The organism is Streptomyces wedmorensis, assembly GCF_000716445.1.
Taxonomy (GTDB): domain Bacteria; phylum Actinomycetota; class Actinomycetes; order Streptomycetales; family Streptomycetaceae; genus Streptomyces; species Streptomyces wedmorensis.
In genome coordinates this window covers 1-22867 of sequence record NZ_JNWK01000022.1, presented here as the reverse complement: position 1 = coordinate 22867, position 22867 = coordinate 1, and the positions used below count along the sequence as shown (strand labels likewise).

The 22867-nt window shown below is 72.4% G+C and carries 23 protein-coding genes; 7 read left to right on the top strand and 16 right to left on the bottom strand.

Annotated features, from left to right (window positions below; all coding sequences use genetic code 11):
• Window positions 1-4 precede the first annotated feature (4 nt).
• Window positions 5-355, bottom strand: a complete 351-nt coding sequence (hisI, locus tag OO54_RS18905; protein ID WP_033204624.1) for a phosphoribosyl-AMP cyclohydrolase — start codon at window positions 353-355, stop codon at window positions 5-7.
• Between the two features lie 84 nt (window positions 356-439).
• Between hisI and OO54_RS18900 the strand changes: the two genes are divergently transcribed.
• Window positions 440-1075 carry a TIGR03085 family metal-binding protein gene (locus OO54_RS18900; RefSeq protein WP_033204622.1) on the top strand — a complete coding sequence of 212 codons (636 nt, stop codon included), beginning with the start codon at window positions 440-442 and terminating at the stop codon, window positions 1073-1075.
• Window positions 1076-1081: 6 nt separating this feature from the next.
• On the opposite strand, the gene OO54_RS18895 is transcribed toward OO54_RS18900, so the two are convergent.
• From OO54_RS18895 to hisD, 10 genes are all read right to left on the bottom strand, one after another.
• Window positions 1082-2335: an MFS transporter gene (locus tag OO54_RS18895; protein WP_033204620.1), complete on the bottom strand. Its 1254-nt coding sequence runs from the start codon at window positions 2333-2335 to the stop codon at window positions 1082-1084.
• 2 nt (window positions 2336-2337) lie between these two features.
• Window positions 2338-2925 carry an ArsR/SmtB family transcription factor gene (locus OO54_RS18890; RefSeq protein ID WP_017238758.1) on the bottom strand — a complete coding sequence of 196 codons (588 nt, stop codon included), beginning with the start codon at window positions 2923-2925 and terminating at the stop codon, window positions 2338-2340.
• Window positions 2926-3043: 118 nt separating this feature from the next.
• Window positions 3044-3799: an imidazole glycerol phosphate synthase subunit HisF gene (gene hisF / locus OO54_RS18885; protein ID WP_033204619.1), complete on the bottom strand. Its 756-nt coding sequence runs from the start codon at window positions 3797-3799 to the stop codon at window positions 3044-3046.
• Entirely contained in the window at window positions 3796-4197 is a 402-nt protein-coding gene (locus OO54_RS18880; RefSeq protein ID WP_033204617.1) for a RidA family protein, read from the bottom strand. The genes hisF and OO54_RS18880 overlap by 4 nt, the downstream gene beginning before the upstream one ends.
• Window positions 4194-4922, bottom strand: a complete 729-nt coding sequence (priA, locus tag OO54_RS18875) for a bifunctional 1-(5-phosphoribosyl)-5-((5-phosphoribosylamino)methylideneamino)imidazole-4-carboxamide isomerase/phosphoribosylanthranilate isomerase PriA (RefSeq protein ID WP_017238761.1) — start codon at window positions 4920-4922, stop codon at window positions 4194-4196. The genes OO54_RS18880 and priA overlap by 4 nt, the downstream gene beginning before the upstream one ends.
• Window positions 4919-5566, bottom strand: coding sequence for an imidazole glycerol phosphate synthase subunit HisH (gene hisH, locus OO54_RS18870; RefSeq protein WP_033204615.1), 648 nt, complete (start codon window positions 5564-5566; stop codon window positions 4919-4921). Before hisH ends, priA begins: the two co-directional genes overlap by 4 nt.
• Window positions 5563-5727 carry a hypothetical protein gene (locus OO54_RS46430; RefSeq protein WP_017238763.1) on the bottom strand — a complete coding sequence of 55 codons (165 nt, stop codon included), beginning with the start codon at window positions 5725-5727 and terminating at the stop codon, window positions 5563-5565. Before OO54_RS46430 ends, hisH begins: the two co-directional genes overlap by 4 nt.
• Window positions 5728-5729: 2 nt before the next feature.
• On the bottom strand, window positions 5730-6323 hold the full coding sequence (gene hisB, locus OO54_RS18860; protein WP_017238764.1) for an imidazoleglycerol-phosphate dehydratase HisB: 594 nt from the start codon (window positions 6321-6323) through the stop codon (window positions 5730-5732).
• Entirely contained in the window at window positions 6320-7447 is a 1128-nt protein-coding gene (locus OO54_RS18855; RefSeq protein WP_078905258.1) for a histidinol-phosphate transaminase, read from the bottom strand. Before OO54_RS18855 ends, hisB begins: the two co-directional genes overlap by 4 nt.
• Entirely contained in the window at window positions 7423-8766 is a 1344-nt protein-coding gene (gene hisD, locus OO54_RS18850; RefSeq protein ID WP_033204611.1) for a histidinol dehydrogenase, read from the bottom strand. Before hisD ends, OO54_RS18855 begins: the two co-directional genes overlap by 25 nt.
• Window positions 8767-8991: 225 nt before the next feature.
• Between hisD and OO54_RS18845 the strand changes: the two genes are divergently transcribed.
• From OO54_RS18845 to ybaK, 4 genes are all read left to right on the top strand, one after another.
• Window positions 8992-10611 (top strand): hypothetical protein, encoded by a 1620-nt coding sequence (locus tag OO54_RS18845; RefSeq protein WP_033204610.1) that lies wholly within the window; start codon window positions 8992-8994, stop codon window positions 10609-10611.
• Between the two features lie 203 nt (window positions 10612-10814).
• Window positions 10815-11906 (top strand): hypothetical protein, encoded by a 1092-nt coding sequence (locus OO54_RS18840; RefSeq protein WP_051787035.1) that lies wholly within the window; start codon window positions 10815-10817, stop codon window positions 11904-11906.
• Between the two features lie 11 nt (window positions 11907-11917).
• On the top strand, window positions 11918-12655 hold the full coding sequence (locus OO54_RS18835) for an LON peptidase substrate-binding domain-containing protein (protein ID WP_033204606.1): 738 nt from the start codon (window positions 11918-11920) through the stop codon (window positions 12653-12655).
• Window positions 12656-12695: 40 nt separating this feature from the next.
• Window positions 12696-13193 carry a Cys-tRNA(Pro) deacylase gene (gene ybaK, locus OO54_RS18830; RefSeq protein WP_033204604.1) on the top strand — a complete coding sequence of 166 codons (498 nt, stop codon included), beginning with the start codon at window positions 12696-12698 and terminating at the stop codon, window positions 13191-13193.
• 33 nt (window positions 13194-13226) lie between these two features.
• Here the strand turns inward: ybaK and OO54_RS18825 are convergent, their stop codons facing one another.
• From OO54_RS18825 to OO54_RS41605, 4 genes are all read right to left on the bottom strand, one after another.
• Entirely contained in the window at window positions 13227-13865 is a 639-nt protein-coding gene (locus OO54_RS18825) for a hypothetical protein (protein ID WP_017238771.1), read from the bottom strand.
• A 34-nt stretch (window positions 13866-13899) separates the two neighbouring features.
• Window positions 13900-14727, bottom strand: coding sequence for an ABC transporter permease (locus tag OO54_RS18820; RefSeq protein ID WP_033204602.1), 828 nt, complete (start codon window positions 14725-14727; stop codon window positions 13900-13902).
• A 67-nt stretch (window positions 14728-14794) separates the two neighbouring features.
• Complete coding sequence (locus tag OO54_RS18815) at window positions 14795-15766, bottom strand: ABC transporter ATP-binding protein (RefSeq protein WP_200146701.1); 972 nt, start codon at window positions 15764-15766, stop codon at window positions 14795-14797.
• 20 nt (window positions 15767-15786) lie between these two features.
• Window positions 15787-17259, bottom strand: coding sequence for an NYN domain-containing protein (locus OO54_RS41605; RefSeq protein ID WP_037944638.1), 1473 nt, complete (start codon window positions 17257-17259; stop codon window positions 15787-15789).
• 217 nt (window positions 17260-17476) lie between these two features.
• Here OO54_RS41605 and OO54_RS46425 point away from each other — a divergent pair, with 217 nt between their 5' ends.
• Window positions 17477-17650, top strand: a complete 174-nt coding sequence (locus tag OO54_RS46425) for a hypothetical protein (protein WP_017238775.1) — start codon at window positions 17477-17479, stop codon at window positions 17648-17650.
• Between the two features lie 67 nt (window positions 17651-17717).
• Here OO54_RS46425 and dnaE read toward each other — a convergent pair whose 3' ends face one another.
• On the bottom strand, window positions 17718-21257 hold the full coding sequence (dnaE, locus tag OO54_RS18805; protein ID WP_033204599.1) for a DNA polymerase III subunit alpha: 3540 nt from the start codon (window positions 21255-21257) through the stop codon (window positions 17718-17720).
• A 190-nt stretch (window positions 21258-21447) separates the two neighbouring features.
• On the opposite strand from dnaE, the gene OO54_RS18800 reads away from it, so the two are divergent.
• Window positions 21448-22773, top strand: coding sequence for a DUF2252 domain-containing protein (locus OO54_RS18800; RefSeq protein WP_033204597.1), 1326 nt, complete (start codon window positions 21448-21450; stop codon window positions 22771-22773).
• Window positions 22774-22867 lie beyond the last annotated feature (94 nt).

The following is a 22867-nucleotide window of genomic DNA, read 5'->3' as shown; positions in this document are numbered from 1 at the left end:
GACCTTACTGGGATACGGGGAGCACGTCGGTGTCGAAGCAGGTGCGGGTGCCGGTGTGGCAGGCGGCCCCGACCTGGTCGACCTTGACGAGGACGGTGTCGGCGTCGCAGTCGAGGGCGACGGCCTTGACGTGCTGGACGTGGCCGGAGGTGTCGCCCTTGACCCAGTACTCCTGGCGGCTGCGGGACCAGTAGGTGGCGCGGCCGGTGGTGAGGGTGCGGTGCAGGGCCTCGTCGTCCATCCAGCCGAGCATCAGCACCTCGCCGGTGTCGTACTGCTGGGCGATGGCGGGGACGAGCCCGTCGGGGCTGCGCTTGAGCCGGGCGGAGACGGCCGGGTCGAGATTGCTGCTCATGGCGTCATTGTGCCGTGGTCCGGGACGGTGTCCGGCCGGGCGTCCACTGGGCGGACCGGTCGTCCCGGTCGTACGCTGGCGGGCATGTCGACCCATGCGAAACGTGAACGGCTTCTGCTCGCCGATCTGTTGGAGGCGGCGGGCCCGGACGCCCCGACGCTCTGCGAGGGCTGGCGCACCCGGGACCTCGCGGCCCATGTGGTGGTGCGCGAGCGGCGGCCGGACGCGGCGGCGGGTGCGGTCGTGCCGGTGCTGAAGGATCGGATGGACCGGGTGACGGCGGAGTTCGCCGACAAGCCGTACGAGGAGCTGATCCGGCTCATCCGTACGGGCCCGCCGAAGTTCTCGCCGTTCACCATCAAGCAGGTGGACGAGGGGGCGAACGTCGTCGAGTTCTACGTCCACGCGGAGGACGTGCGCCGGGCCCAGCCCGAGTGGTCGGCGCGCGAGCTGGACCCGGTCTTCGCGGACGCCCTCTGGTCCCGTCTGGAGAAGTCGGCCCGCCTGCTCGGCCGCAAGGCCCCCGTGGGCCTGGTGCTCCGCCGTCCGAACGGCCAGACGGCGGTGGCCCACCGCGGCACCCCGGTGGTGACGGCCTCCGGGGAGCCGGGCGAGCTGGTGATGTACCTGTACGGGCGCCAGGACGCGGCGAAGGTGGCGCTGGACGGGGAGCCGGAGGCGATCGAGCGGCTGCGGGAGACGAAGCAGCTGGGGATCTGACGCGGGCTACTTCGGGAGTTCGGCGCGGCGGAGGGCCGGGACCGCGAGGGCGTACACGCCGGACAGGGCGCAGACCGCCGCGCTGGCGACGAAGACCGGGCCGGGGCCCCACAGGCCGATGGCCGCGCCGGTGACCGGGAAGCTCAGCGGGGCGAGGCCGAGGCTGCCGAGGCTGGAGACGGCGCTCACCCGGCCGAGGTAGGCGGGGTCGCACTCGGTCTGCACGAGGGCGTTGCACAGGGCTCCGGAGAGTCCGGCGAGCAGGCCGATGGAGACCGCGGCGAGGGCGGCGAGCGGCAGCAGCGGGATGTAGGCGAGGGCGCCGATCGATACGGCTCCGACCGCCATGGTCCAGCCCATGACGAGGCCGGCCCGGGGGACGTGGCCCTTGACGGTCAGCAGCAGGGAGGCGCCGGCGGCGCCCGTGCCGAAGCCGGCGAGGACCCAGCCGATGCCGGAGGCGCCCCAGCCGCGCTGTTCGGAGAGGACGGCGAGGCCGACGTTGAGGGGGCCGGTGAAGCCGAGGTCGGCGAGCAGGACGACGATCATCAGCGGGCCGAGCGCCTGGTGGCCGCGGAGGTAGCGCAGGCCGTCGGCGAGGTCGCGCAGGGCGGTGCCGTCGCGTGTCTCCTCCTGCGGCAGCGAGCGGAGCTTGAGCGCGCCGAGCAGGGGCAGGGAGAGCGCGAAGAGGATCCCGGCGATGCCGAAGGCGGTGGCCGGGCCGCCGAGGGCGACGGCGAGGCCGCCCAGCGGGGCGCCGAGGACGGCGCCGAGCCGGTGGGCCAGGCCGCGCATGCCCTGGACGCGGGCGAGCTGGTCGCGTTCGGCGATGCGGGGCGGCAGGGCGCCGACGGCGGGCAGGAACAGGGCGTCGACGACGCCGAAGACGAGGGCGACGGCGGCGAGCGCCCACAGGCCGGGCGAGGCGAGGAACAGGGTCGCGGCGAGGCCGAGGACGACCAGGCAGCGGACGGCGTCGGAGGCGATGACGACGCGGCGCGGGCCGAGGCGGTCGGCTATCACTCCCCCGCCGAGCATCAGCAGCGCGCGGGGTACGGCGGCGACGGCCATGACGAGGCCGGCCTGGGCGGGGCTGCCGCTGCTGACGGCGGACCAGGAGAGCGTGAGGTAGTAGACGCTGTCGCCGAGCGTGGAGGCGGTGTAGGCGCCGAGCCAGCGCAGGACCTGGGGGCTGCGGTGGGCGGGGCGGGTGGCCTCGGGGACGGTGGCGGTGGCGGTGGCGGCGTTCGTCGTGGTCATCGTCAGCCTCGGTAGGGGAAGCCGTGCAGGTGGATGGCGACGTTCTCGCGGCCTTCGGTGTCGCCGGCGTCCTCGGCGGCGCGGGCCCGCTGGTCGTACTTCTTGAGGAGCGCGTCGAGCTCGTCGCCGAGGGCGGCGAGTTCGGCGGCGGTGAGGCGCGGCAGCCACTCGGAGCTGATGGCCGCCGAGCGCCATTCGTCGGGCCAGGTGAGCCGCTCGTCGATGAAGCGGCGGTGGAGCGCGGTGCGCTGCTCGTGGATGGTCCGGCCGACGGCGTCGCTCGCGGCGGCCATCTCCGGGTTTCCCCGGACGTCCTCGTCGCGGATGGACAGCCCGTACGAGCTGGGCTGCCACCAGCGCTCGCGGCCGTCGGTGGACTGCGTCTCGGCTTCCTCGATGAGGCCGTGCTCGGCGAGTTTGCGCAGGTGGTAGCTGACGAGCGAGACGGCCTCGTCGACCTGCTCGGCGAGCTGGGAGGCGGTCGCGGTGCGGGCCACGAACAGGGCCCGGTAGAGGCGCATGCGCAGGGGGTGCGCGATGGCCTTCAGGGTGCCGAGGTCGTCGATGCGGCGGTTCTCCTGCGAGGTCATGTCCACGACCCTAGATACGAAAGAAAACTTGCGCAACAAGATTTGCACAAATAATCCTGCGCACTTGGCGAAGAAGAAGGGCCCCCGAGGGGGCCCTTCCCGCAAGCGGAACGACGGCTCAGCGGACCGGGTGGCCCGCTTCCCGCAGTGCGTCCTTGACCTGCGCGATCCGCAGGTCGCCGAAGTGGAAGACGGAGGCCGCGAGCACCGCGTCCGCGCCCGCCGCCACGGCCGGCGCGAAGTCGGAGAGCTTGCCGGCGCCGCCGGACGCGATCACCGGCACCGTGACGTGCTTGCGCACCGCCGCGATCATCTCGGTGTCGTAGCCGTCCTTCGTGCCGTCCGCGTCCATCGAGTTGAGCAGGATCTCGCCCGCGCCGAGCTCGGCGGCGCGGTGCGCCCACTCGACGGCGTCGATGCCGGTGCCCCGGCGACCGCCGTGCGTGGTGACCTCGAAGGAGCCGGACCCGGTGCGGCGCGCGTCCACGGACAGGACGAGCACCTGGCGGCCGAAGCGCTCCGCGATCTCCTGGATCAGCTCGGGGCGCGCGATGGCGGCGGTGTTGACGCCCACCTTGTCGGCGCCGGCCCGCAGCAGTTTGTCGACGTCCTCCGCAGACCGGACGCCGCCGCCGACCGTGAGCGGGATGAAGACCTGCTCGGCGGTGCGGCGCACCACGTCGTAGGTGGTCTCCCGGTTCCCGGAGGAGGCGGTGATGTCCAGGAAGGTCAGCTCGTCGGCGCCCTCGGCGTCGTACAGCTTGGCCATCTCGACGGGGTCGCCCGCGTCCCGGAGGTTCTGGAAGTTGACGCCCTTGACGACCCGGCCGTTGTCCACGTCCAGGCAGGGGATCACACGTACGGCGAGACTCATGCCGACTCACCGTCCCGGTAGGCCTCGACCTCGACCTCGACGACCAGGCGCGGGTCGACGAAGCCGGAGACGATGATCATCGACGCGGCGGGGCGGACGGCGTCGAACAGCTCCTTGTGTGCCCGGCCGACCTCCTCCACGTCCCGCGCGTGGGTGATGTACATCCGGGTCCTGACGACGTGCTCGGCGCCCAGGTCCAGCTGCTTCAGCGCCCCGAGGGCCACGTTGAAGGAGTTGACCGCCTGGTCGTACGGACCGCCGTCGGCGATCTGGCCGTCGACCACCGACGTACAGCCGGAGACGAGGACGGTTCCGTTCGGCAGCTCCACCGCGCGCGAGTAGCCGAACTGCTCCTCCCAGGGAGCGCCGGTGACGACCTTGCGTACGGAGTCGGTCATACGGCAGCCACCGCCGCGATCGCCTCTTCGAGGGTGAAGGCCTTGGCGTACAGAGCCTTGCCGACGATCGCGCCCTCGACGCCGAGCGGGACGAGACCGGACAGGGCCCGCAGGTCGTCCAGGGAGGAGACGCCGCCGGAGGCGACGACGGGCTTGTCGGTGGCCGCGCAGACGTTCTTCAGGAGCTCCAGGTTGGGGCCCTGGAGGGTGCCGTCCTTGGCGATGTCGGTGACGACGTACCGCGCGCAGCCCTCGGAGTCGAGGCGGGCCAGAGTCTCGTACAGGTCGCCGCCGTCGCGGGTCCAGCCGCGGCCGCGCAGCGTGGTGCCGCGCACGTCGAGGCCGACGGCGATCTTGTCGCCGAACTCGGCGATGACCTTGGCGACCCACTCGGGAGTCTCCAGGGCCGCGGTGCCGAGGTTGACGCGGGTGCAGCCGGTGGCGAGGGCCGCGGCGAGCGAGGCGTCGTCGCGGATGCCGCCGGACAGCTCGACCTTGATGTCCATGGCCTCGGTGACCTGGCGGACCAGGTCGCGGTTGTCGCCCGTGCCGAAGGCGGCGTCCAGGTCGACCAGGTGGAGCCACTCGGCGCCGGCCCGCTGCCAGGCCAGGGCGGCCTCCAGCGGAGAGCCGTAGGAGGTCTCGCTGCCGGACTCGCCGTGGACGAGCCGGACGGCCTGGCCGTCGCGGACGTCGACGGCGGGGAGGAGTTCGAGAGTGCTCACAGGGTTCCGATCCAGTTGGTGAGGAGCTGGGCTCCGGCGTCGCCGGACTTCTCGGGGTGGAACTGGGTCGCCCACAGGGCACCGTTCTCCACGGCCGCGACGAAGGGCTCGCCGTGCGTCGCCCAGGTGACCTTGGGGGCGCGGATGTTCTTGTTGCCGACCTCCAGGGTCCACTCGCGCACCGCGTAGGAGTGCACGAAGTAGTACCGGGCGTCGGCGTCGAGGCCGGCGAACAGCTGGCTGTCGGCGGGCGCGTCGACCGTGTTCCAGCCCATGTGGGGGACGACGGGGGCGTTCAACGGCTCGACCGTACCCGGCCACTCGTCGAGGCCCTCGCTCTCCACGCCGTGCTCGATGCCCTGGGCGAAGAGGATCTGCATGCCGACGCAGATGCCCATGACGGGGCGGCCGCCGGAGAGGCGACGGCCGACGATCCAGTCGCCGCGGGCCTCCTTGAGGCCCTTCATGCAGGCGGAGAAGGCGCCGACGCCGGGGACGAGGAGTCCGTCGGCGTTCATCGCCTTGTCGTAGTCGCGGGTGATCTCGACGTCCGCGCCGACCCGGGCGAGCGCGCGCTCGGCCGAACGGACGTTGCCGAAGCCGTAGTCGAAGACGACGACCTTCTTCGGGGAGGCCGCGCTCATGCCCACACGTCCAGCCGCAGCACGCCGGCGCCGAGGCACATCGCGGCAGCCAGGGCGACGAGCACGATCACGCCCTTGGGCATCTGCTGCTTGACGAAGGAGTAGATGCCGCCGAGCAGGAAGAGCCCGACGACGATCAGGATGGTGGAGAGGCCGTTCACGACTAGAGCGCGCCCTTCGTGGAGGGGAGGATTCCGGCGGCGCGGGGGTCGCGCTCGGCGGCGTAGCGGAGCGCGCGGGCCAGGGCCTTGAACTGGCACTCCACGATGTGGTGGGCGTTGCGGCCGTACGGCACGTGGATGTGCAGCGCGATCTGCGCCTGGGCGACGAACGACTCGAAGATGTGCCGGGTCATCGTCGTGTCGTACGAGCCGATCATCGGCGCCATGTTCTCGGGCTCGGTGTGCACGAGGTACGGGCGGCCGGAGAGGTCGACGGTCACCTGGGCGAGCGACTCGTCCAGCGGGACGGTGCAGTTGCCGAACCGGTAGATGCCGACCTTGTCGCCGAGGGCCTGCTTGAAGGCGGCACCGAGGGCGAGGGCGGTGTCCTCGATGGTGTGGTGCGAGTCGATGTGCAGGTCGCCGTCGGTCTTGACGGTCAGGTCGAACAGACCGTGCCGGCCGAGCTGGTCGAGCATGTGGTCGTAGAAGCCGACCCCGGTCGACACGTCGACCTTTCCGGTGCCGTCGAGGTCGATCTCGACGACGACGGAGGTCTCCTTGGTGGTGCGCTCAACGCGGCCTACGCGGCTCATCGTTCCTGCTCCTTCATCAATTCACGGACCGCGTCGAGGAACGCGTCGTTCTCTTCGGGGGTGCCGGCGGTGACCCGCAGCCATCCCGGTACGCCGTTGTCCCGGACCAGGACGCCCCGGTCGAGGATCCGCTGCCAGGCGGCGTGCGTGTCGGCGAACCTGCCGAACTGCACGAAGTTGGCGTCGGACTCGGTGACCTCGCAGCCGATCGCCCGCAGCTCGGCGACGAGCCGGTCGCGCTCGGCCTTGAGCTGTTCGACGTACCCGAGGAGGGTGTCGGTGTGCTCGAGGGCGGCGAGCGCGGTGGCCTGGGTGACGGCCGAGAGGTGGTACGGGAGGCGGACCAGCTGGACGGCGTCGACCACGGCCGGGTGGGCGGCGAGGTAGCCGAGGCGCAGTCCGGCGGCGCCGAACGCCTTGGACATGGTCCGGGAGACCACCAGGTGGGGGCGGCCCTCCAGGAGCGGCAGCAGCGACTCCCGGTGGCTGAACTCCACGTACGCCTCGTCGACGACGACCATCGAGGGCTTGGCCGCCTGGGCCGCCTCGTACAGGGCGCGCACGGTGGCGGCGTCGACCGCGGTGCCGGTGGGGTTGTTGGGCGAGGTGACGAAGACGACGTCGGGCCGGTGCTCGGCGATCGCCTTCTCGGCCGCCGCCAGGTCGATGGTGAAGTCGTCGTTGCGCGGGCCGGAGATCCAGCCGGTGCCGGTGCCGCGGGCGATCAGGGCGTGCATCGAGTACGAGGGCTCGAAGCCGATCGCGGTACGGCCGGGGCCGCCGAAGGTCTGCAGCAGTTGCTGGAGGACCTCGTTGGAGCCGTTGGCCGCCCACACGTTCTCCACGGCGACCGGGTGCTTCCCGGTCCGGGTGAGGTAGCGGGCGAGCTCGGTGCGCAGTTCGACCGCGTCCCGGTCGGGGTAGCGGTTGAGGCCGCGGGCGGCCTCGGCGACCCGCTCCGCGATCCGGGCCACCAGCGGCTCGGGCAGCGGGTAGGGGTTCTCGTTGGTGTTCAGCTGGACGGGGACGTCGAGCTGGGGCGCGCCGTACGGGGACTTTCCGCGCAGCTCGTCCCGGACGGGGAGATCGTCGATTCCGGTCACTTGGTCTCCGGCACCTTCCATCCGAACCTGGCCTTGATCGCGGCGCCGTGGGCCGGGAGGTCCTCGGCCTCGGCGAGGGTCACCACGTGGTGGGCGACGTCGGCGAGCGCGTCGCGCGTGTAGTCCACGATGTGCACCCCGCGCAGGAAGGACTGCACGGAGAGGCCCGAGGAGTGGCAGGCGCAGCCGCCGGTGGGCAGGACGTGGTTGGAGCCGGCGCAGTAGTCGCCGAGCGAGACCGGCGCCCAGGGGCCGACGAAGACCGCGCCCGCGTTGCGGACCCGGTCGGCGACGGCGGCGGCGTCGGCGGTCTGGATCTCCAGGTGCTCGGCGCCGTACGCGTCGACGACCTTGAGGCCGTCGGCGAGGTCGCGGACGAGGACGATCGCGGACTGACGGCCGGCGAGCGCCGGGACGATCCGGTCGTCGACGTGCTTGGAGGCGGCGACCTGCGTCTTCAGCTCGGCCTCGGTGGCGGCGGCCAGCTCGTCCGAGTCGGTGACGAGGACGGAGGCGGCCATCGGGTCGTGCTCGGCCTGGCTGATGAGGTCGGCGGCGACGTGGACGGGGTCGGCGGTGGAGTCCGCGAGGATCGCGATCTCCGTCGGGCCGGCCTCGGCGTCGATGCCGATGCGGCCCTTGAGGAGGCGCTTGGCGGCGGCCACGTAGATGTTGCCGGGGCCGGTGACGAGGTTGACGGGGGCACAGCCGGGCTCGTCGGCGGTGGACCCGGTGCCGTACGCGAACATGGCGATGGCCTGGGCGCCGCCGGCGGCGTAGACCTCGTCGACGCCGAGCAGGGCGCAGGCGGCCAGGATCGTCGGGTGCGGCAGGCCGCCGAACTCCTTCTGCGGGGGCGAGGCGATGGCGATGCCGTCGACTCCGGCCTCCTGGGCCGGGACGACGTTCATCACGACGGAGGACGGGTAGACGGAGCGGCCACCCGGCACGTACAGGCCGACGCGCTCGACCGGGATCCACTTCTCGGTGACCGTGCCGCCGGGGACGACCTGGGTGGTGTGGGTGGTGCGGCGCTGCTCGCGGTGGACGAGCCGGGCGCGCCGGATGGACTCCTCGAGGGCGGCACGGACGGCCGGGTCGAGCTCGTCGAGGGCGCGGGTGATCGCCTCGGCGGGGACGCGGAGACCCGGGACGCGGACGCCGTCGAATTTCTCCCCGTAGTCGATCACCGCGGCCGCGCCATGATGCCGGACGTCCTCGCAGATCGGCCGCACCTTCTCCAGGGCGGCTTCCACGTCGAACTCGGCACGGGGCAGCAGGTCGCGCAGGGCGGAACCCTCGGGCAGGGTCTCACCGCGCAGATCGATTCGAGAGATCACGGGTCAATTCTCGCAGACGGCCCATCCACGCCGGTGGCCCGTATCAACAGCTGATACATGCCAATCACTGACCGATACACGCCACAGTGGCGTCTTGTCGCCACGCCTGACCGTTAGCGTTCAGCCCGTCACACAGCGGGAAGAACGGCTGTACGAATCCACGAATCCCGGTGTGAGAGATCGGTGGAGTCGTGGGAGCGGATCGTGGAAAGCGAGGGGGCGGCATTGACCGAGCCGCACGAGGACGGGATGCCGGAGGGCCTCACGGGCCCGGAGCGGGCCGTGTGGCGGGCGTTCCGGATCGGCAGGACGTGCGATCTCACGGAGGGGATCGCGGAGCGGGACGACCCGTTCAGGGAGCGGGAGTGGGAGTGGGGCGAAGAGCGCAGCGTCCGCGCCGACGTGGTGGCGCTGCTGCTGCTCGCCGGGCCGGCGGCCCGGTCCGGGCGGGTGGCCGCGCTGAAGCTGCGCGGGGTGCGGATCACCGGCGTGCTGAACCTGGCGGGCGGGACCATAGCGCCGTACGTGGAACTGCACGGCTGCCGTTTCGACGGCGAGGTGGTGCTGCCCGAGGCGCGCTTCGGGACGCTGCGGATGGTGGAGTGCGCGCTGCCGCGGCTTGAGGCGGCCCGGCTGCACACGGAGGGGGACCTGCACCTGCCGCGCTGCCGGGTGCGGCACGGCATCCGGCTGACGGACGCCCAGATCGGCACGGACCTGCTCATCAACCAGATCCAGGTGTGGCCGGACCGGCGCGGCCGGGCGATCACGGCGGACGGCATGGTGGTGGCGCAGGACGTCCAGGCCGAGCTGATCGAGACGCACGGCGAGCTGAGCCTGCGCGGGGCGAAGGTCGGGGTGTCGCTCAGCCTGCGGGGCAGCGTGCTGCGCGGGGCGCAGGGCCGCCGCGCGCTGAACGCCCCGCAGCTCACGGTGGAGCGCTCGCTCTATCTGAACGCGGCCTGGGTGTACGCCGACTCGGGGGACTACTACTCCTCCTCCAGCTCCACGGCCACCCCGCCGTACGGGGTGACGCCCGCCCTGGGCACCCGGCGCAAACCCGTGGAGTGCCACGGCGGGGTGCGGCTCGACGACGGGCGGTTCGGGGACGCGGTGGACCTGCACCACGCCCGGTTCGTGCTGAACGGCGCGCGCCGGGAGGAGGTGTCGCTGCGCCGGATCGTCACCCCCGAGCTGCGGTTCAACGGCGAGCGGCCGGAGGAGGGCCGGGTCGTGCTGAACGGCGCCAAGGTCGTCACGCTGATCGACCTGTCGACCAGCTGGCCGGGCCCCGGCGGCCTCGCGATGGGCGGCTTCGCCTACGAGAACCTCGTGCCGTACGGGCCGTTCCCCCTGGCCCGACGCCTGGAATGGGTCGCGGCGGCGACCCCGGAGTACGCCCCCGAGCCGTACGAGCGGCTCGCGACGGTCCTGCGCAACAGCGGCGAGGACGCCGACGCCCGCGAGGTGCTGCTCGCCAAGCAGCGGCGCAGACGGGAGACGCTCCCCGTGGCCGGGAAGCTGTGGGGGTACCTCCAGGACTTGACGGTGGCGTACGGCTACCGGCCCGGCCGGGCGGCGCTGTGGATGGCGGTGCTCTGGGCGGCGGGCACGGTGGTCTTCTCGCACTACCGCCCGATAGCGCTGAAGGGCGACGAGGCACCCGAGTGGAACGGCCCGCTGTACGCCCTCGACCTCCTGCTCCCGGTGATCAATCTCGGCCAGGACGGCTACTGGCGCCTGGAGGGCCTCTGGCAGTGGGTGGCGGCCGTGCTCATCCTGCTCGGCTGGATCCTCGCGACGACGGTGGCGGCGGGCGCCACACGACTGCTGCGGCGCGGCTGACGGGCGACCGCGGCCAGGCGGCCGCGCGGCGGAGGCGGGGCGGGCCGGGCGACGGCGACGGCGACGGGCGACCGCGGCGGAAGTGGAGCGCTCGGCGGACCCGCCGGGTCGGCCGGGCCCGCGGGAGCCGGGGTGTGGGCCCGGTGGAATGAGGGTGAAAGGGCTGGGCAGGCGGGCGCGCGGGATCGGGGCGCAATGGGAAAATGCTTCGCACGATGGCCTTGCTCCGCGCCCTGGTCGGCGCCGTCCGCTCGGTCCGGCACGCGCCGCGGCTCGCCGCGGGGTTCGTGCCGGACGACGACGTGCTGCTCGACGCCCCGGACGACCGGCTCGCCCCCGCCCTCGTCGCCGCCGCCCTCGCCGATCCGGAACCCGCGGCGAAGCTGCTCGCCACCACCCGGGACTCCGGCGAGTGGGAGGACCGCGACCGGTACGTCACCCGGCTCGCCACCTTCGCGTACAGCAGGGACGGGTGGCTGACGCACTGGCTCGCCGCCGCGCCCCGCGACCCCGACGCCCTCCTCGTCACGGCGCAGCTCGCCGTCCGCCGGGCCTGGGAGTCTCCGGCGCGGGCCGAGCGGCTGCGCGAACTCGCCCCGCTGATCGCCGCCGTCGCGGAGGGGGCGCCGCGGGACCCGGTGCCGTGGCGCCTCGCCCTCGACCACGCGCGCGGGGCGCACGCCGGGCACACGGTCTTCGAGTCGCACTGGGAGCAGGCCGTGCGCCGCTCCCCGCACCACTACGGCTGCCATGTCGCGGCGCTGAAGTACCTCTCCGCCCAGTGGTACGGCTCGCACCGCGCCGCCTTCGACTTCGCCGAACAGGCCGCGGACGACGCCGCCGAGGGCTCGCTCGTGCGGGCGCTGCCGGTCCGGGCGGCCTACGACCGGCTGCGGATGGACGCCGCCGAGGACCGGTCCGTGCCCCCGGCGCGGATCGACCGGGCCGCGGACCGCGCCCTGGCCCTGTCGGCGGCCTACCCCGTGGGCGACCCGTGGCCCGCCGAGGTCCGCAACCTGCTGGCGTACGTGCTGGTCCAGCGGGGCCGGTGGGACGAGGCCCGGGCGGAGTTCGGCCGGATCGGCCCGTACGCGACCTCGTTCCCCTGGGGGGCGGCGCGGGGCTCCGCACCGGAGGATCCTCCCCCGAGCTCTCGGCTTCGCTCGAGCAGGGGGGACCCCCTCCTCGGATTCCTGGCCGCGCGGGACCGCGTCCGGGTCGAGCTGGCCCGCCGGACACCGCTGTGGGAGACCGGAGTCGGACGGGGCGGACGGGGCGGACCCGGCGGCCATTAGGCTAGGCGGCTGTGACCACCGCTCGCCTGCCTCTGTTCCCGCTCAACACGGTGCTTTTCCCGGGCCTCGTGCTGCCGCTGAACGTCTTCGAGGCGCGTTATCGCGCCATGATGCGCGAGCTGCTCACGATCGACGAGTCGGAGCCGCGCCGCTTCGCCGTCGTCGCCATCCGCGACGGCCGCGAGGTCGCGCCGACCGCCCCGGGCATGCCGGACCAGACGGCGCTGCCGGAGAAGGGCCCCGCGGCCGGCTTCGGCTCCGACCCGATCCAGTCCTTCCACCGGGTCGGCTGCGTCGCCGACGCGGCGTCGATCCGGGAGCGCGCCGACGGCAGCTTCGAGGTGATGGCGACCGGCACCACCCGGGTGAAGCTGCTCTCGGTCGACGCGAGCGGGCCGTTCCTGGTCGCCGAGGTCGAGGAGATCCCCGAGGAGCGGGGCGAGGAGGCCGGCACGCTCTCCGAGGGCGTGCTGCGGGCCTTCCGGAACTACCAGAAGCGGCTCGCGGGGGCGCGGGAGCGCTCGCTGACGACGAGTGAGCTGCCCGACGACCCGTCGGTGGTGTCGTACCTGGTCGCGGCGGCGGCGGTGCTCGACACCCCGTCGAAGCAGCGGCTGCTCCAGGCACCGGACACGGCGACGCGGCTGCGCGAGGAGCTGACGCTGCTGCGCGCGGAGACGGCGGTGCTCCGCCACCTTCCGTCGCTGCCGGCGGTGGACCTGACGCAGGGCCCGACGTACCCGAACTGAGCCGGACCCCAGCGGGACCGACCGAGCCGAGGATGAGCGCGTGACGAAGAAGCAGAAGAAGAACGGCGGGGGCACCCCGGCGACGGTGGCTCTGGCGGCGGCCGGCACCCCGTTCACCCTGCACGCGTACGAGCACGACCCGGCCTCCCCCTCCTACGGCGAGGAGGCGGCGGAGGCCCTCGGGGTCTCCCCCGACCGGGTCTTCAAGACGCTGGTGGCCGACGTCGACGGCGAGCTCACCGTGGCGGTCGTCCCGGTGGCGGGCCAGCTGGACCTGAAGGCGCTGGCCTCGGCGGTCGGCGGGAAGCGCGCGGCGATGGCGGACCCGGCGGCGGCGGAGCGCACGACGGGGTACGTCCGGGGCGGGATCTCCCCGCTCGGCCAGCGCAAGCGTCTGCGTACCGTCCTCGACGCGTCGGCCTCGGACCACGCGACCGTCTGCGTCTCGGCGGGCCGGCGCGGCCTGGAGGTCGAGCTCTCCCCCGCGGACCTGGCGGCCCTCACCTCGGCGGTCGTCGCCCCCATCGGCCGCGCCTGACGCTCGGCGCGGCCGTCTCGGACACCGGGTCCGTCAGCCGGTGCCCGGGCCCTGGGTGTACGGCTTCGGCTGGTCCCACGGCTCCGGTTCCGGGTCGCGGGGGCCGAAGGCGGCGGTCAGGGCGAGGTGCACGATCATCGCCGCGAGCGGCCAGGCCAGCATCGCGGCGGCGGCCAGGTTCAGCTCGAGCGGCGCCTCGAAGGTGACGTTGGGGCCGACCGCCTTGGCGTGCGCGACGACGTCGTCCGTCGGACCGAACGTGGTGCCGATGCCCCACGCGAGGAGCGAGCCGAGGACGCCGCCCAGGGCCAGGCCGAGCACCAGCGGGACCCCGCCCTTGCGGCGCAGCAGGAAGACGACGAGCGCGGCGACCGCACCGAAGGCCAGGGCGAGGAGCACGAAGGTGCCGTCCGCGCCGATCGCCGACTCCCCCTCGGAGTCGCGCAGGTAGACCCCCTTGCCGTCCGAGATGAGCAGGACGCGGGGGGCCAGGGTCAGCCACAGGAATCCGAGCACCGCGCCCGCGACCGCCGAGACGAGGGTCACCACGACGCCCTGGACGACCTCGGCGCCCGTGATCGGGTCGCCGGCCGGCCCGTGATGCGGCGGGGGCTGCGGGGGCCAGTCGGGGTCGTGCGGCGGCTGGTGAGGCGGAGTCAGGGGTGCGGTCACCCCGCCATCGTGCCAGGTGTCCCTGTGGCCCGCCTCAGCGGACGGCGGCCCGCCGGTACGCCCAGGTGGCGACCGCGAGGGAGAGGACGCCGACCGCCCCGCACACGGCGAGGTCGAGGCCGACGACCGCCCAGTCCGGGTGCGGGTCGAAGGTGCGGGCCAGGGCCTCCACTCCGTACGTCGACGGCAGCAGGTCCCGCGCCCACCCGATCGGTCCGGGCAGCCGCTCCGCCGGGAGCACGCCGAGGAGCAGCGCCGCCGACATGCCGAGCTGGCCGAGCAGGGTGGCCAGCTCCGGCCGGGGCGCGAGCAGTCCGAGGGCCGCGCCGAGTCCGGCGAGCGCGGCCCCGGAGAGGGGGACGACGGCGGCGAGGATCCACAGGTGGCCGAGCGGAAGGCCGAACAGCACGGAGCCGGCGACGGCGGTGACGACCGTCCCCGGCACGGTGAAGGAGGCGTACGCCCCGGCCGCCCCGAGCACCACGGCGGCGGGCGGCACGGGCAGGGTGGCGTAGTGGTCGAGGCCGCCGCCGGCCCGCAGCTGCCCGAAGTACTGGGCGAGCAGGTTGAGCGCGACGAAGGCGACGACCAGGACGGTGGAGCCGGCCACGACGGCACGTGCCTCGGTGCCGCCGTCGACGACCCCACGCATCAGGACCATGATCCCGATGGACTGGAAGGTGGCCACGAAGAGCAGCGGGATGCGGGCGACCCGGGCCCGGGAGAGCTGCGCGCGGTAGACGGCGGCCAGGGCGGGCAGCAGCCGGGCGCGCGGGGCGAGGGGCGCGGCGCCGTCCTCGTCGCCGCGGGACCGGGGGGTCGGCGCGGCGGTCGGCAGGACCTCCGCGGGCACGGTGCTCACTGCGGGCAGCTCCTGACGGTGACGTGCGGTACGTGGGGGCCGCGCGGGGCGCGGGGATCGCGGCGGGTCACGCCTTCACCAGCCCCTCGGTCTCCCCGCCCAGTGCGAGGTACACGTCCTCCAGGCTGGGCGTGGCCAGGGTGAAGTCGTCGAGCGCGGCGAAGGCGGCGCCGCCGGTGACGGTGGCGACGGCCGCGCGGGCGGCGTCGGGGGCGAGCCGGAGGCTCCAGCGCCGGCCGGTCTCCTGGGCCAGTTCCCGCAGCGCGGCGACCTCGGGGAGGTGGAGCGGGGCGGAGTCGCGCCAGACCAGTTCGACGCGGACCTCACCGGCGACGCGCTCCTTGAGCCCGGCGGGGGTGTCGCTGGCGATGACCCGGCCGTGGTCGAGGACGGCGACCCGGTCGAGGACGGTCTCGGCCTCGATGACGTTGTGGGTGACGAGCAGCACGGTGGTGCCGTGTTCGGCGCGGCGCCGGTCGACGGCGGCCCAGACGGCGCGCCGGGCGACGGGGTCCATGCCGGTGGTGGGTTCGTCGAGGACGAGGACGGGCCTGCCGCCGACGAGCGCGGCGGCGACGCAGGCGAGCCGCCGCTGTCCGCCGGAGAGCTTCTTGAGGGGCCGGGAGGCGAGCGCCGTGAGGCCCAGCTCGTCCAGGACGGCGTCGCGCTCGGCGCGGGCGTCGTGGGCGGTGAGACCGCGCAGCCGCCCGGTGGTCTCGGCGGCGAGGGCGACGGTCAGCTCGTCGAGGGCGGTGGACTCCTGGCCGAGGTAGGCGAGGAGCCGGGACGCCCGCTCCGGGTGGCGGACGAGGTCGTGGCCGAGGAGCTCGACGGTGCCGGAGTCGGGGCGCATGAGGCCGGTGAGCTGGCGGACCAGGGTGGACTTGCCCGCTCCGTTGGGGCCGAGCAGCCCGAAGATCTCGCCGCCGCGCACGTCGAGGCTGACCCCGTCGGTGGCCCGCACCTCGGGTGTCGCGGGCGCACCGCGCCTGCCGCGCGTGGCGGGGTACGTCTTGACCAGATCCCGCACCACGCACACCGTACTCACGGGGGAAGAGCCTACGGGGTCGCCGGGCCCGCTCCGGGCGCGGGGGCGTGTTCGGCGGCGGCCCGGACGTCGATCTCGCGCCAGAACCCGGCCCGGATGGCGTACCGGTCGTGCTCGTCGATCTGGTCGTCCTTGTGGGCGAGCAGGCCGAAACGCGCGGCGTAGCGGAGGAGTTCGCCGTCGATGCGGTGCGGGATGCGGGGGTAGAGGACGGACAGCTTCTGTACGTGGCTCTGCTCGGGCAGCCGCTCCATCCAACGGCGGGCGAACACCTGCCCGACCTCGAACGGGTCGCCGCCGACGGTGGTGATGTCCTCCTCGCGGTCGGCCCAGCGCTGCTCGGCGCTGGTGAGCATGGCGAGGGTGGGCAGGGAGGCGGTCTCGGCGGGCTCGCCGAGGGAGGGGGCGGGGCGCTCGATCCAGCCCCGGTCGGAGGACCAGCGGAGCGCGCTCGCTCCTTGCGGCACCGGGGCGGCGGACGCGGCGGGGGGCGTCGCCCCGGTGCCGGGGCCGCGGAGGCCGGCCAGGTCCTTGGGCGTGGGGACGCCCTTGCCGGAGGCCGGGGCGGGGAGCCCCGTGCCGTTGAGGTGGCCGTTGCTCCTCAGGTGGCCGTCCTCGCGCAGATGGCCGCTGCCCGCGAGGTGACCGTCCTCCCGCAGGTGGCCGCTGCCCGCGAGATGGCCGTCGTCCCGCAGATGGCCGTTGCCGTGGAGGCGCTCGCCGTCGCGGACGTGGCCGTCGGCGCCGTGGTCGCGGTCGGCGGCGACGCCGGGCCCGCCGACGGGGGCGGGTCCGCCGTTGCGCGCGGCCGCGGCTTCCGCCGCCCGTTCGGCGGAGGCGGCGAGCGCGGCCTCGGGCAGCGGCGCGGAGAGGATCGCGGCGATCTCGGGGCGCGGGGCGGGCGGGGGCGCGCAGAGGCCGCTGAGGTCCTTGGCGCGGACGGCGCGGGTGATCCAGGCCCGGTCGAGGACCCGCCGTTCGTCGGCCTCGGCCACCAGGTCCTCGGACTGGTTGTAGTCGCCATCGGCGGCCTGGACGGCCCAGAGGTGGACGGCGACGCCGTGCTCCTTGGCCGACATGAGGCCGGGCAGCAGGTCGCCGTCGCCGGTGACGAGCACGATGTCGGAGCAGGCCCGGTTCCTGGCGAGTTCGGTGAGCTCGGTGTGCATGGCCGCGTCGACGCCCTTCTGCGCCCAGCGGCCCTCGCTCCTGGTCAGGGCGCCCAGCCGAACGGTGACCCGCGGCATCACGCGGAGTCGGCGGTGCTCGGGCTGGGGCACCCGGTCGGGTGCGCCGTCGAACCAGTAGATCCGCAGCAGGGGCAGGGCGGTCTCGGTCTCGGCTCGCTCGCGCAGCTGCCGGATCAGCGCGGCGTGGTCGACGGTGATCCTGGAGCGGGCCGGTTCCCCGGCGAGAAGGCTGGCGGCGGCGCCCAGGAGGTAGCCGGCGTCCACCAGGACGACGCAGCGGTCCACGTGTTCCACCCTCTTTCGGGAGCCTCGGATGCGAAAGGGTGCTTCGGGTTTCCATCGAGTCTGCCCGACTGCCGGGGGCTTGACGGCCGGAACTGGATCATCGGCGTGGCGAATATCACGTCGGCTCGCCCCTTACGCTCCGTAATGATCCAACATGCGGCGGTTCGGACCGTATGTGAATCTGACAGCGGCCCTGGCCCCTAGATCCCTTTGAGGAGGCATTCCCATGGCCAAGAACCGCAACCAGAACCGCGGTCAGAAGCAGCAGTCCCCGGCCGAGCGCGGCGCGCAGCAGGCGCAGCAGTCGGCCCTCGAATCCCAGGCCGAACAGCGCGCCGCCCAGGTGACACCGGGTGACATGGCACGCAAGGGCCGTCAGAAGCGCTTCGGCCACAACTGACGCCGCCCGACGGCAAAGGGGCGCGCCCGTGACGACGGGCGCGCCCCTTGCGCGTTCTCTACGGAGGTCAGCCCGCCAGGCAGGACGGGCCGAGCAGCACCTTCAGGTCCCCGAAGAGGGCCGGGTCGGCCTGCACCCGGTGCCGGTCGAGCCGGAGCACGGTCGTGGTCCGGGGCCCCTGGAGCTTGATCCGGACCTCGGTGTTGCCCTTGTGGTGCTTGAGGATCTCGCCGAGCCGGGTGACCATCGGCGGCGTCACCTTCACCGTCGGGATGGTGAGGATCACCGGGGCGTTGGTCCCGGCGTTCGACAGGTCGGGGACCATCAGTTCCATGGCGACGAGACGGGGGATGTCCTCGCGCTTGTCGAGCCGTCCCTTGACGAAGACGACCGTGTCCTCGACGAGCTGGGTGGAGACCAGCTGGTAGGTGGCCGGGAAGAACATGCACTCGATGGAGCCGGCGAGGTCCTCGACGGTGGCGATCGCCCAGGCGTTGCCCTGCTTGGTCATCTTGCGCTGGAGGCCCGAGATGATGCCGCCGATGGTGACGACGGCGCCGTCGCCGTGCTCGCCGCCGGTGAGCTGGGAGATCGCCGCGTCCGTCTTGTCGGACAGGACGTGCTCGATGCCGAAGAGCGGGTGGTCGGAGACGTACAGGCCGAGCATCTCGCGCTCCTGGGCGAGCAGGTACGACTTCTCCCACTCGACGTCGGAGAACTCGACGTCGAGGCCGAAGCCGGGCTCGTCGCTCGCCTCGTCGCCCATTCCGCCGAAGAGGTCGAACTGTCCCTCGGCCTCCTTGCGCTTGACCGCCACCACGTTGTCGATCATGGGCTCGTGGTGGGCGACCAGGCCCTTGCGGGTGTGGCCCATCTCGTCGAAGGCGCCGGCCTTGATCAGCGACTCGACGGTCCGCTTGTTGCAGACGACCGCCTCGACCTTGTCGAGGAAGTCCGGGAAGGAGGAGTACTTCCCCTTGGCCTTGCGCGACTTGATGATCGACTCGACGACGTTGGTGCCGACGTTGCGGACGGCGGAGAGGCCGAAGAGGATCACGTCGTCGCCCTGGGCGGCGAAGTTCGACTCGGACTCGTTCACGTTGGGCGGGAGCACCTTGATGCCCATGCGGCGGCACTCGTTGAGGTAGACCGCCGACTTGTCCTTGTCGTCCTTGACCGAGGTGAGCAGTCCCGCCATGTACTCGGCCGGGTGGTTGGCCTTGAGGTAGGCGGTCCAGTAGGAGACCAGGCCGTACGCGGCGGAGTGCGCCTTGTTGAAGGCGTAGCCGGCGAAGGGGACCAGGACGTCCCAGAGCGCCTTGATGGCCTCGTCGCTGAAGCCCTTGCTCTTGGCTCCGGCCTCGAAGATGACGAAGTTCTTCGCCAGCTCCTCGGGCTTCTTCTTGCCCATGACGCGGCGGAGGATGTCGGCCTCGCCGAGGGAGTACCCGGCGATGATCTGGGCGGCCTTCTGCACCTGCTCCTGGTACACGATGAGGCCGTAGGTGACCGCGAGCACCTCTTCGAGCGGCTTCTCCAGCTCGGGGTGGATCGGGGTGATCTCCTGCTGGCCGTTCTTGCGCAGCGCGTAGTTCGTGTGCGAGTTCATGCCCATCGGGCCCGGCCGGTACAGGGCGGACACGGCGGAGATGTCTTCGAAGTTGTCGGGCTTCATCAGCCGCAGCAGGGACCGCATGGGTCCGCCGTCGAACTGGAAGACGCCGAGGGTGTCGCCGCGCTGGAGCAGTTCGAAGGTCTTCGCGTCGTCGAGCGGCAGAGCCAGGAGATCGATGTCGATCCCCTTGTTGGACTTCACCATCTTGACGGCGTCGTCCATGATCGTCAGGTTGCGCAGGCCGAGGAAGTCCATCTTCAGCAGGCCGAGCGACTCGCACTGCGGGTAGTCCCACTGCGTGATGGTGACGCCGTCGGTGTGCCGCACCCAGATCGGGGCGTGGTCGACGATCGGCTCGCTGGACATGATGACGCCGGCGGCGTGCACGCCCATCTGGCGGACCAGGCCCTCGACGCCGCGGGCGGTGTCGATGACCTTCTTCACGTCGGGCTCGTTCTCGTACATCGCCCGGATCTCGCCCGCCTCGCTGTAGCGGGGGTGCGAGGGGTCGGTGATGCCGTTGAGGTCGATGCCCTTGCCGAGGACGTCGGCGGGCATGGCCTTGGTGAGCCGGTCGCCCATGGCGTACGGGTAGCCGAGGACGCGCGCGGAGTCCTTGATCGCGTTCTTGGCCTTGATCTTTCCGTAGGTGCCGATCATGGCGACCTTGTCGGAGCCGTACTTCTCGGTCACGTACCGGATGACCTCGACGCGCCTGCGCTCGTCGAAGTCGATGTCGACATCGGGCATCGAGATGCGCTCGGGGTTGAGGAAGCGCTCGAAGATCAGACCGTGCGGGATCGGGTCGAGGTCGGTGATGCCCATGGCGTACGCGACGATCGAGCCGGCGGCGGAGCCTCGGCCGGGGCCGACGGCGATGCCCTGCTTCTTCGCCCACATGATGAAATCGGCGACGACGAGGAAGTAGCCGGGGAAGCCCATCGAGATGATGGTGTCCATCTCGTACTCGACCTGCTTCATGCGGTCGTCCGGGATGCCACCGGGGAAGCGGCGGTGCATGCCGCGCATGGTCTCCTCGCGGAACCAGCTGACCTCGGTGTAGCCCTCCGGGATGTCGAACTTCGGCATGAGGTTCTTCTCGACGAACATGCCGTCGGTGCTGACCTGCTCCGCGACGAGGAGGGTGTTGCGGCAGCCCTCCTGCCACGCGTCCGAGGAGTCCACCGCGTACATCTCGTCCGTGGACTTCAGGTAGTAGCCGGTGCCGTCGAACTTGAAGCGGTCCGGGTCGGAGAGGTTCTTGCCGGTCTGGATGCAGAGCAGGGCGTCGTGGGCGCCGGCCTCGTGCGCGTACGTGTAGTGCGAGTCGTTGGTGACCAGCGGCGGGATGCCGAGCTTCTTGCCGATCTCCAGGAGTCCGTCGCGGACCCGGCGCTCGATCTCGATGCCGTGGTCCATCAGCTCCAGGAAGTACCGCTCCTTGCCGAAGATGTCCTGGTACTCGGAGGCCGACTTCAGGGCCTCGTCGAACTGGCCGAGGCGCAGCCGGGTCTGGAGCTCGCCGGACGGGCAGCCGGTGGAGGCGATGAGCCCCTCCGACCACTTCGAGATGGTCTCCTTGTCCATCCGGGGCCACTTCTGCAGCCAGCCCTCGGCGTACGCGTCGGAGGAGAGCTTGAAGAGGTTGTGGAGTCCGGTGGCGTTCGCGGCCCAGATCGTCTTGTGGGTGTAACCGCCGGAACCGGAGACGTCGTCCCGCTTCTGGTGCGGCTGGCCCCACTGGATCTTCCGCTTGTTGCGCCGGGACTCGGGCGCCACGTACGCCTCGATGCCGATGATCGGCGTCACCCCGGCCTTCTTCGCGGTGTGGAAGAAGTCGTACGCGCCGTGCAGGTTGCCGTGGTCGGACATCGCGATGTGCGTCATGCCCATCTCGTTGCACGCGTTGAACATGTCCTTCAGCCGCGCGGCACCGTCCAGCAGCGAGTACTGGGTGTGGACGTGGAGGTGCGTGAAGGGCGGCTTGGTCACGGCGGGAGGCCTCCGGAAAACACTGAGCGACAGGCTGCGGACAGTCTGGGGGGACAGCGTGGAAGTCTACGTCGGCCGAGTGACAGACGACGGGCACTCGCGGCTAGGGTCGCGCGTTGAGAGACCGGGAACACCTGTCCCAATTGTCATGAACAGTCTTGCAGCACGTCCGGTACCAGGAGGCACCTCGATGTCGATCCCGCAGCCCACCGCCACAGAGCGCGGTGAGCACATCCTCGGCGTCTTCGAGACCGCCTTCGGCGAGCTCCTCGCCGCCGACCCGGCGGCCTTCCGCGTGAAGTTCCGGAAGATGGCCGGCTCCGCCTTCGCCTTCTACCGGGGCACGGCCTGCCTGTTCTACGCCGACCTGGAGCGGGAGGCCCGCGGCGGCCCGTACCTGGACGAGCGCACCGGCCGGGTCTGGATCCACGGCGACCTCCACGCCGAGAACTTCGGCACGTACATGGACGCCAACGGCCGGCTGATCTTCAACGTCAACGACTTCGACGAGGCCTACGTCGGCCCCTTCACCTGGGACCTGAAGCGCTTCGCCGCCTCGCTCGCCCTGATCGGCTACACCAAGGCGCTCAGCGACGGGCAGATCACCGAGCTGGTCCGGATCTACGCCGCCGCCTACCGCGAGCGCATCCACGCCCTCGCGACCGGCGCCAAGGGCGACGAGGTCCCCGCCTTCACCCTGGAGACGGCCGACGGGGCGCTCCTCGGGGCCCTGCGCGAGGCGCGGGCGCTGACCCGCTTCGCGCTGCTCGACTCGATGACCGAGATCCGCGAGTTCGAGCGCCGCTTCTCGGCGGGCGGCGGCACGATCGAGCTGGACGCCGCCACCCGTTACAAGGTCCTGGCGGCCTTCGACGGCTACCTGGAGACGCTGCCGGAGTCCAGCCTGGCCCGGCCCGACTCGTACCGGGTCAAGGACGTCGTCGGGCGGCGCGGGATCGGCATCGGCTCGGCCGGCCTCCCCTCGTACAACATCCTCCTGGAGGGCAACAGCGACGCCCTGGAGAACGACGTCGTGATCTACCTCAAGCAGGCGCAGACCCCGGCGGTCTCGCGGCACGTCACGGACGCCGCGGTCCGCGGGTACTTCCACCACGAGGGGCACCGCACGGTGATCTCACAGCGGGCGCTCCAGGCGCACGCGGACCCGTGGCTGGGCTGGACGGAGCTGGACGGCGCCGGGCAGCTGGTCGCCGAGGTCTCGCCGTACGCGGTGGACCTGGACTGGTCCGACATCGACGACCCGGAGGAGATCGCGGCGACCGTCGCGGACCTGGGCCGGGCGACGGCGACCATGCACGCGGCGGCGGACGACTCCAGCGGGCACTCCCTGGTGCCGTTCTCGACGGAGCGGGCCATCGACGCGGCGATCGCGGCCGACGAGGAGGGCTTCGCCGAGCTCCTGGTGGACTTCGCGCACTCCTACGGGGCCCGGGCGCGGGCCGACCACCAGATCTTCGTGGACCTCTTCCGCAACGGCCGGATCCCGGGCCTCTAGGGCGTGTTTTGGAAGTAGGTTTCGCCGCTCGCCCTGTGCCGTGATGATCGCGGTGTGGGGCGAGGGGATCTTTCTGACGAGCAGTGGGCCGTGC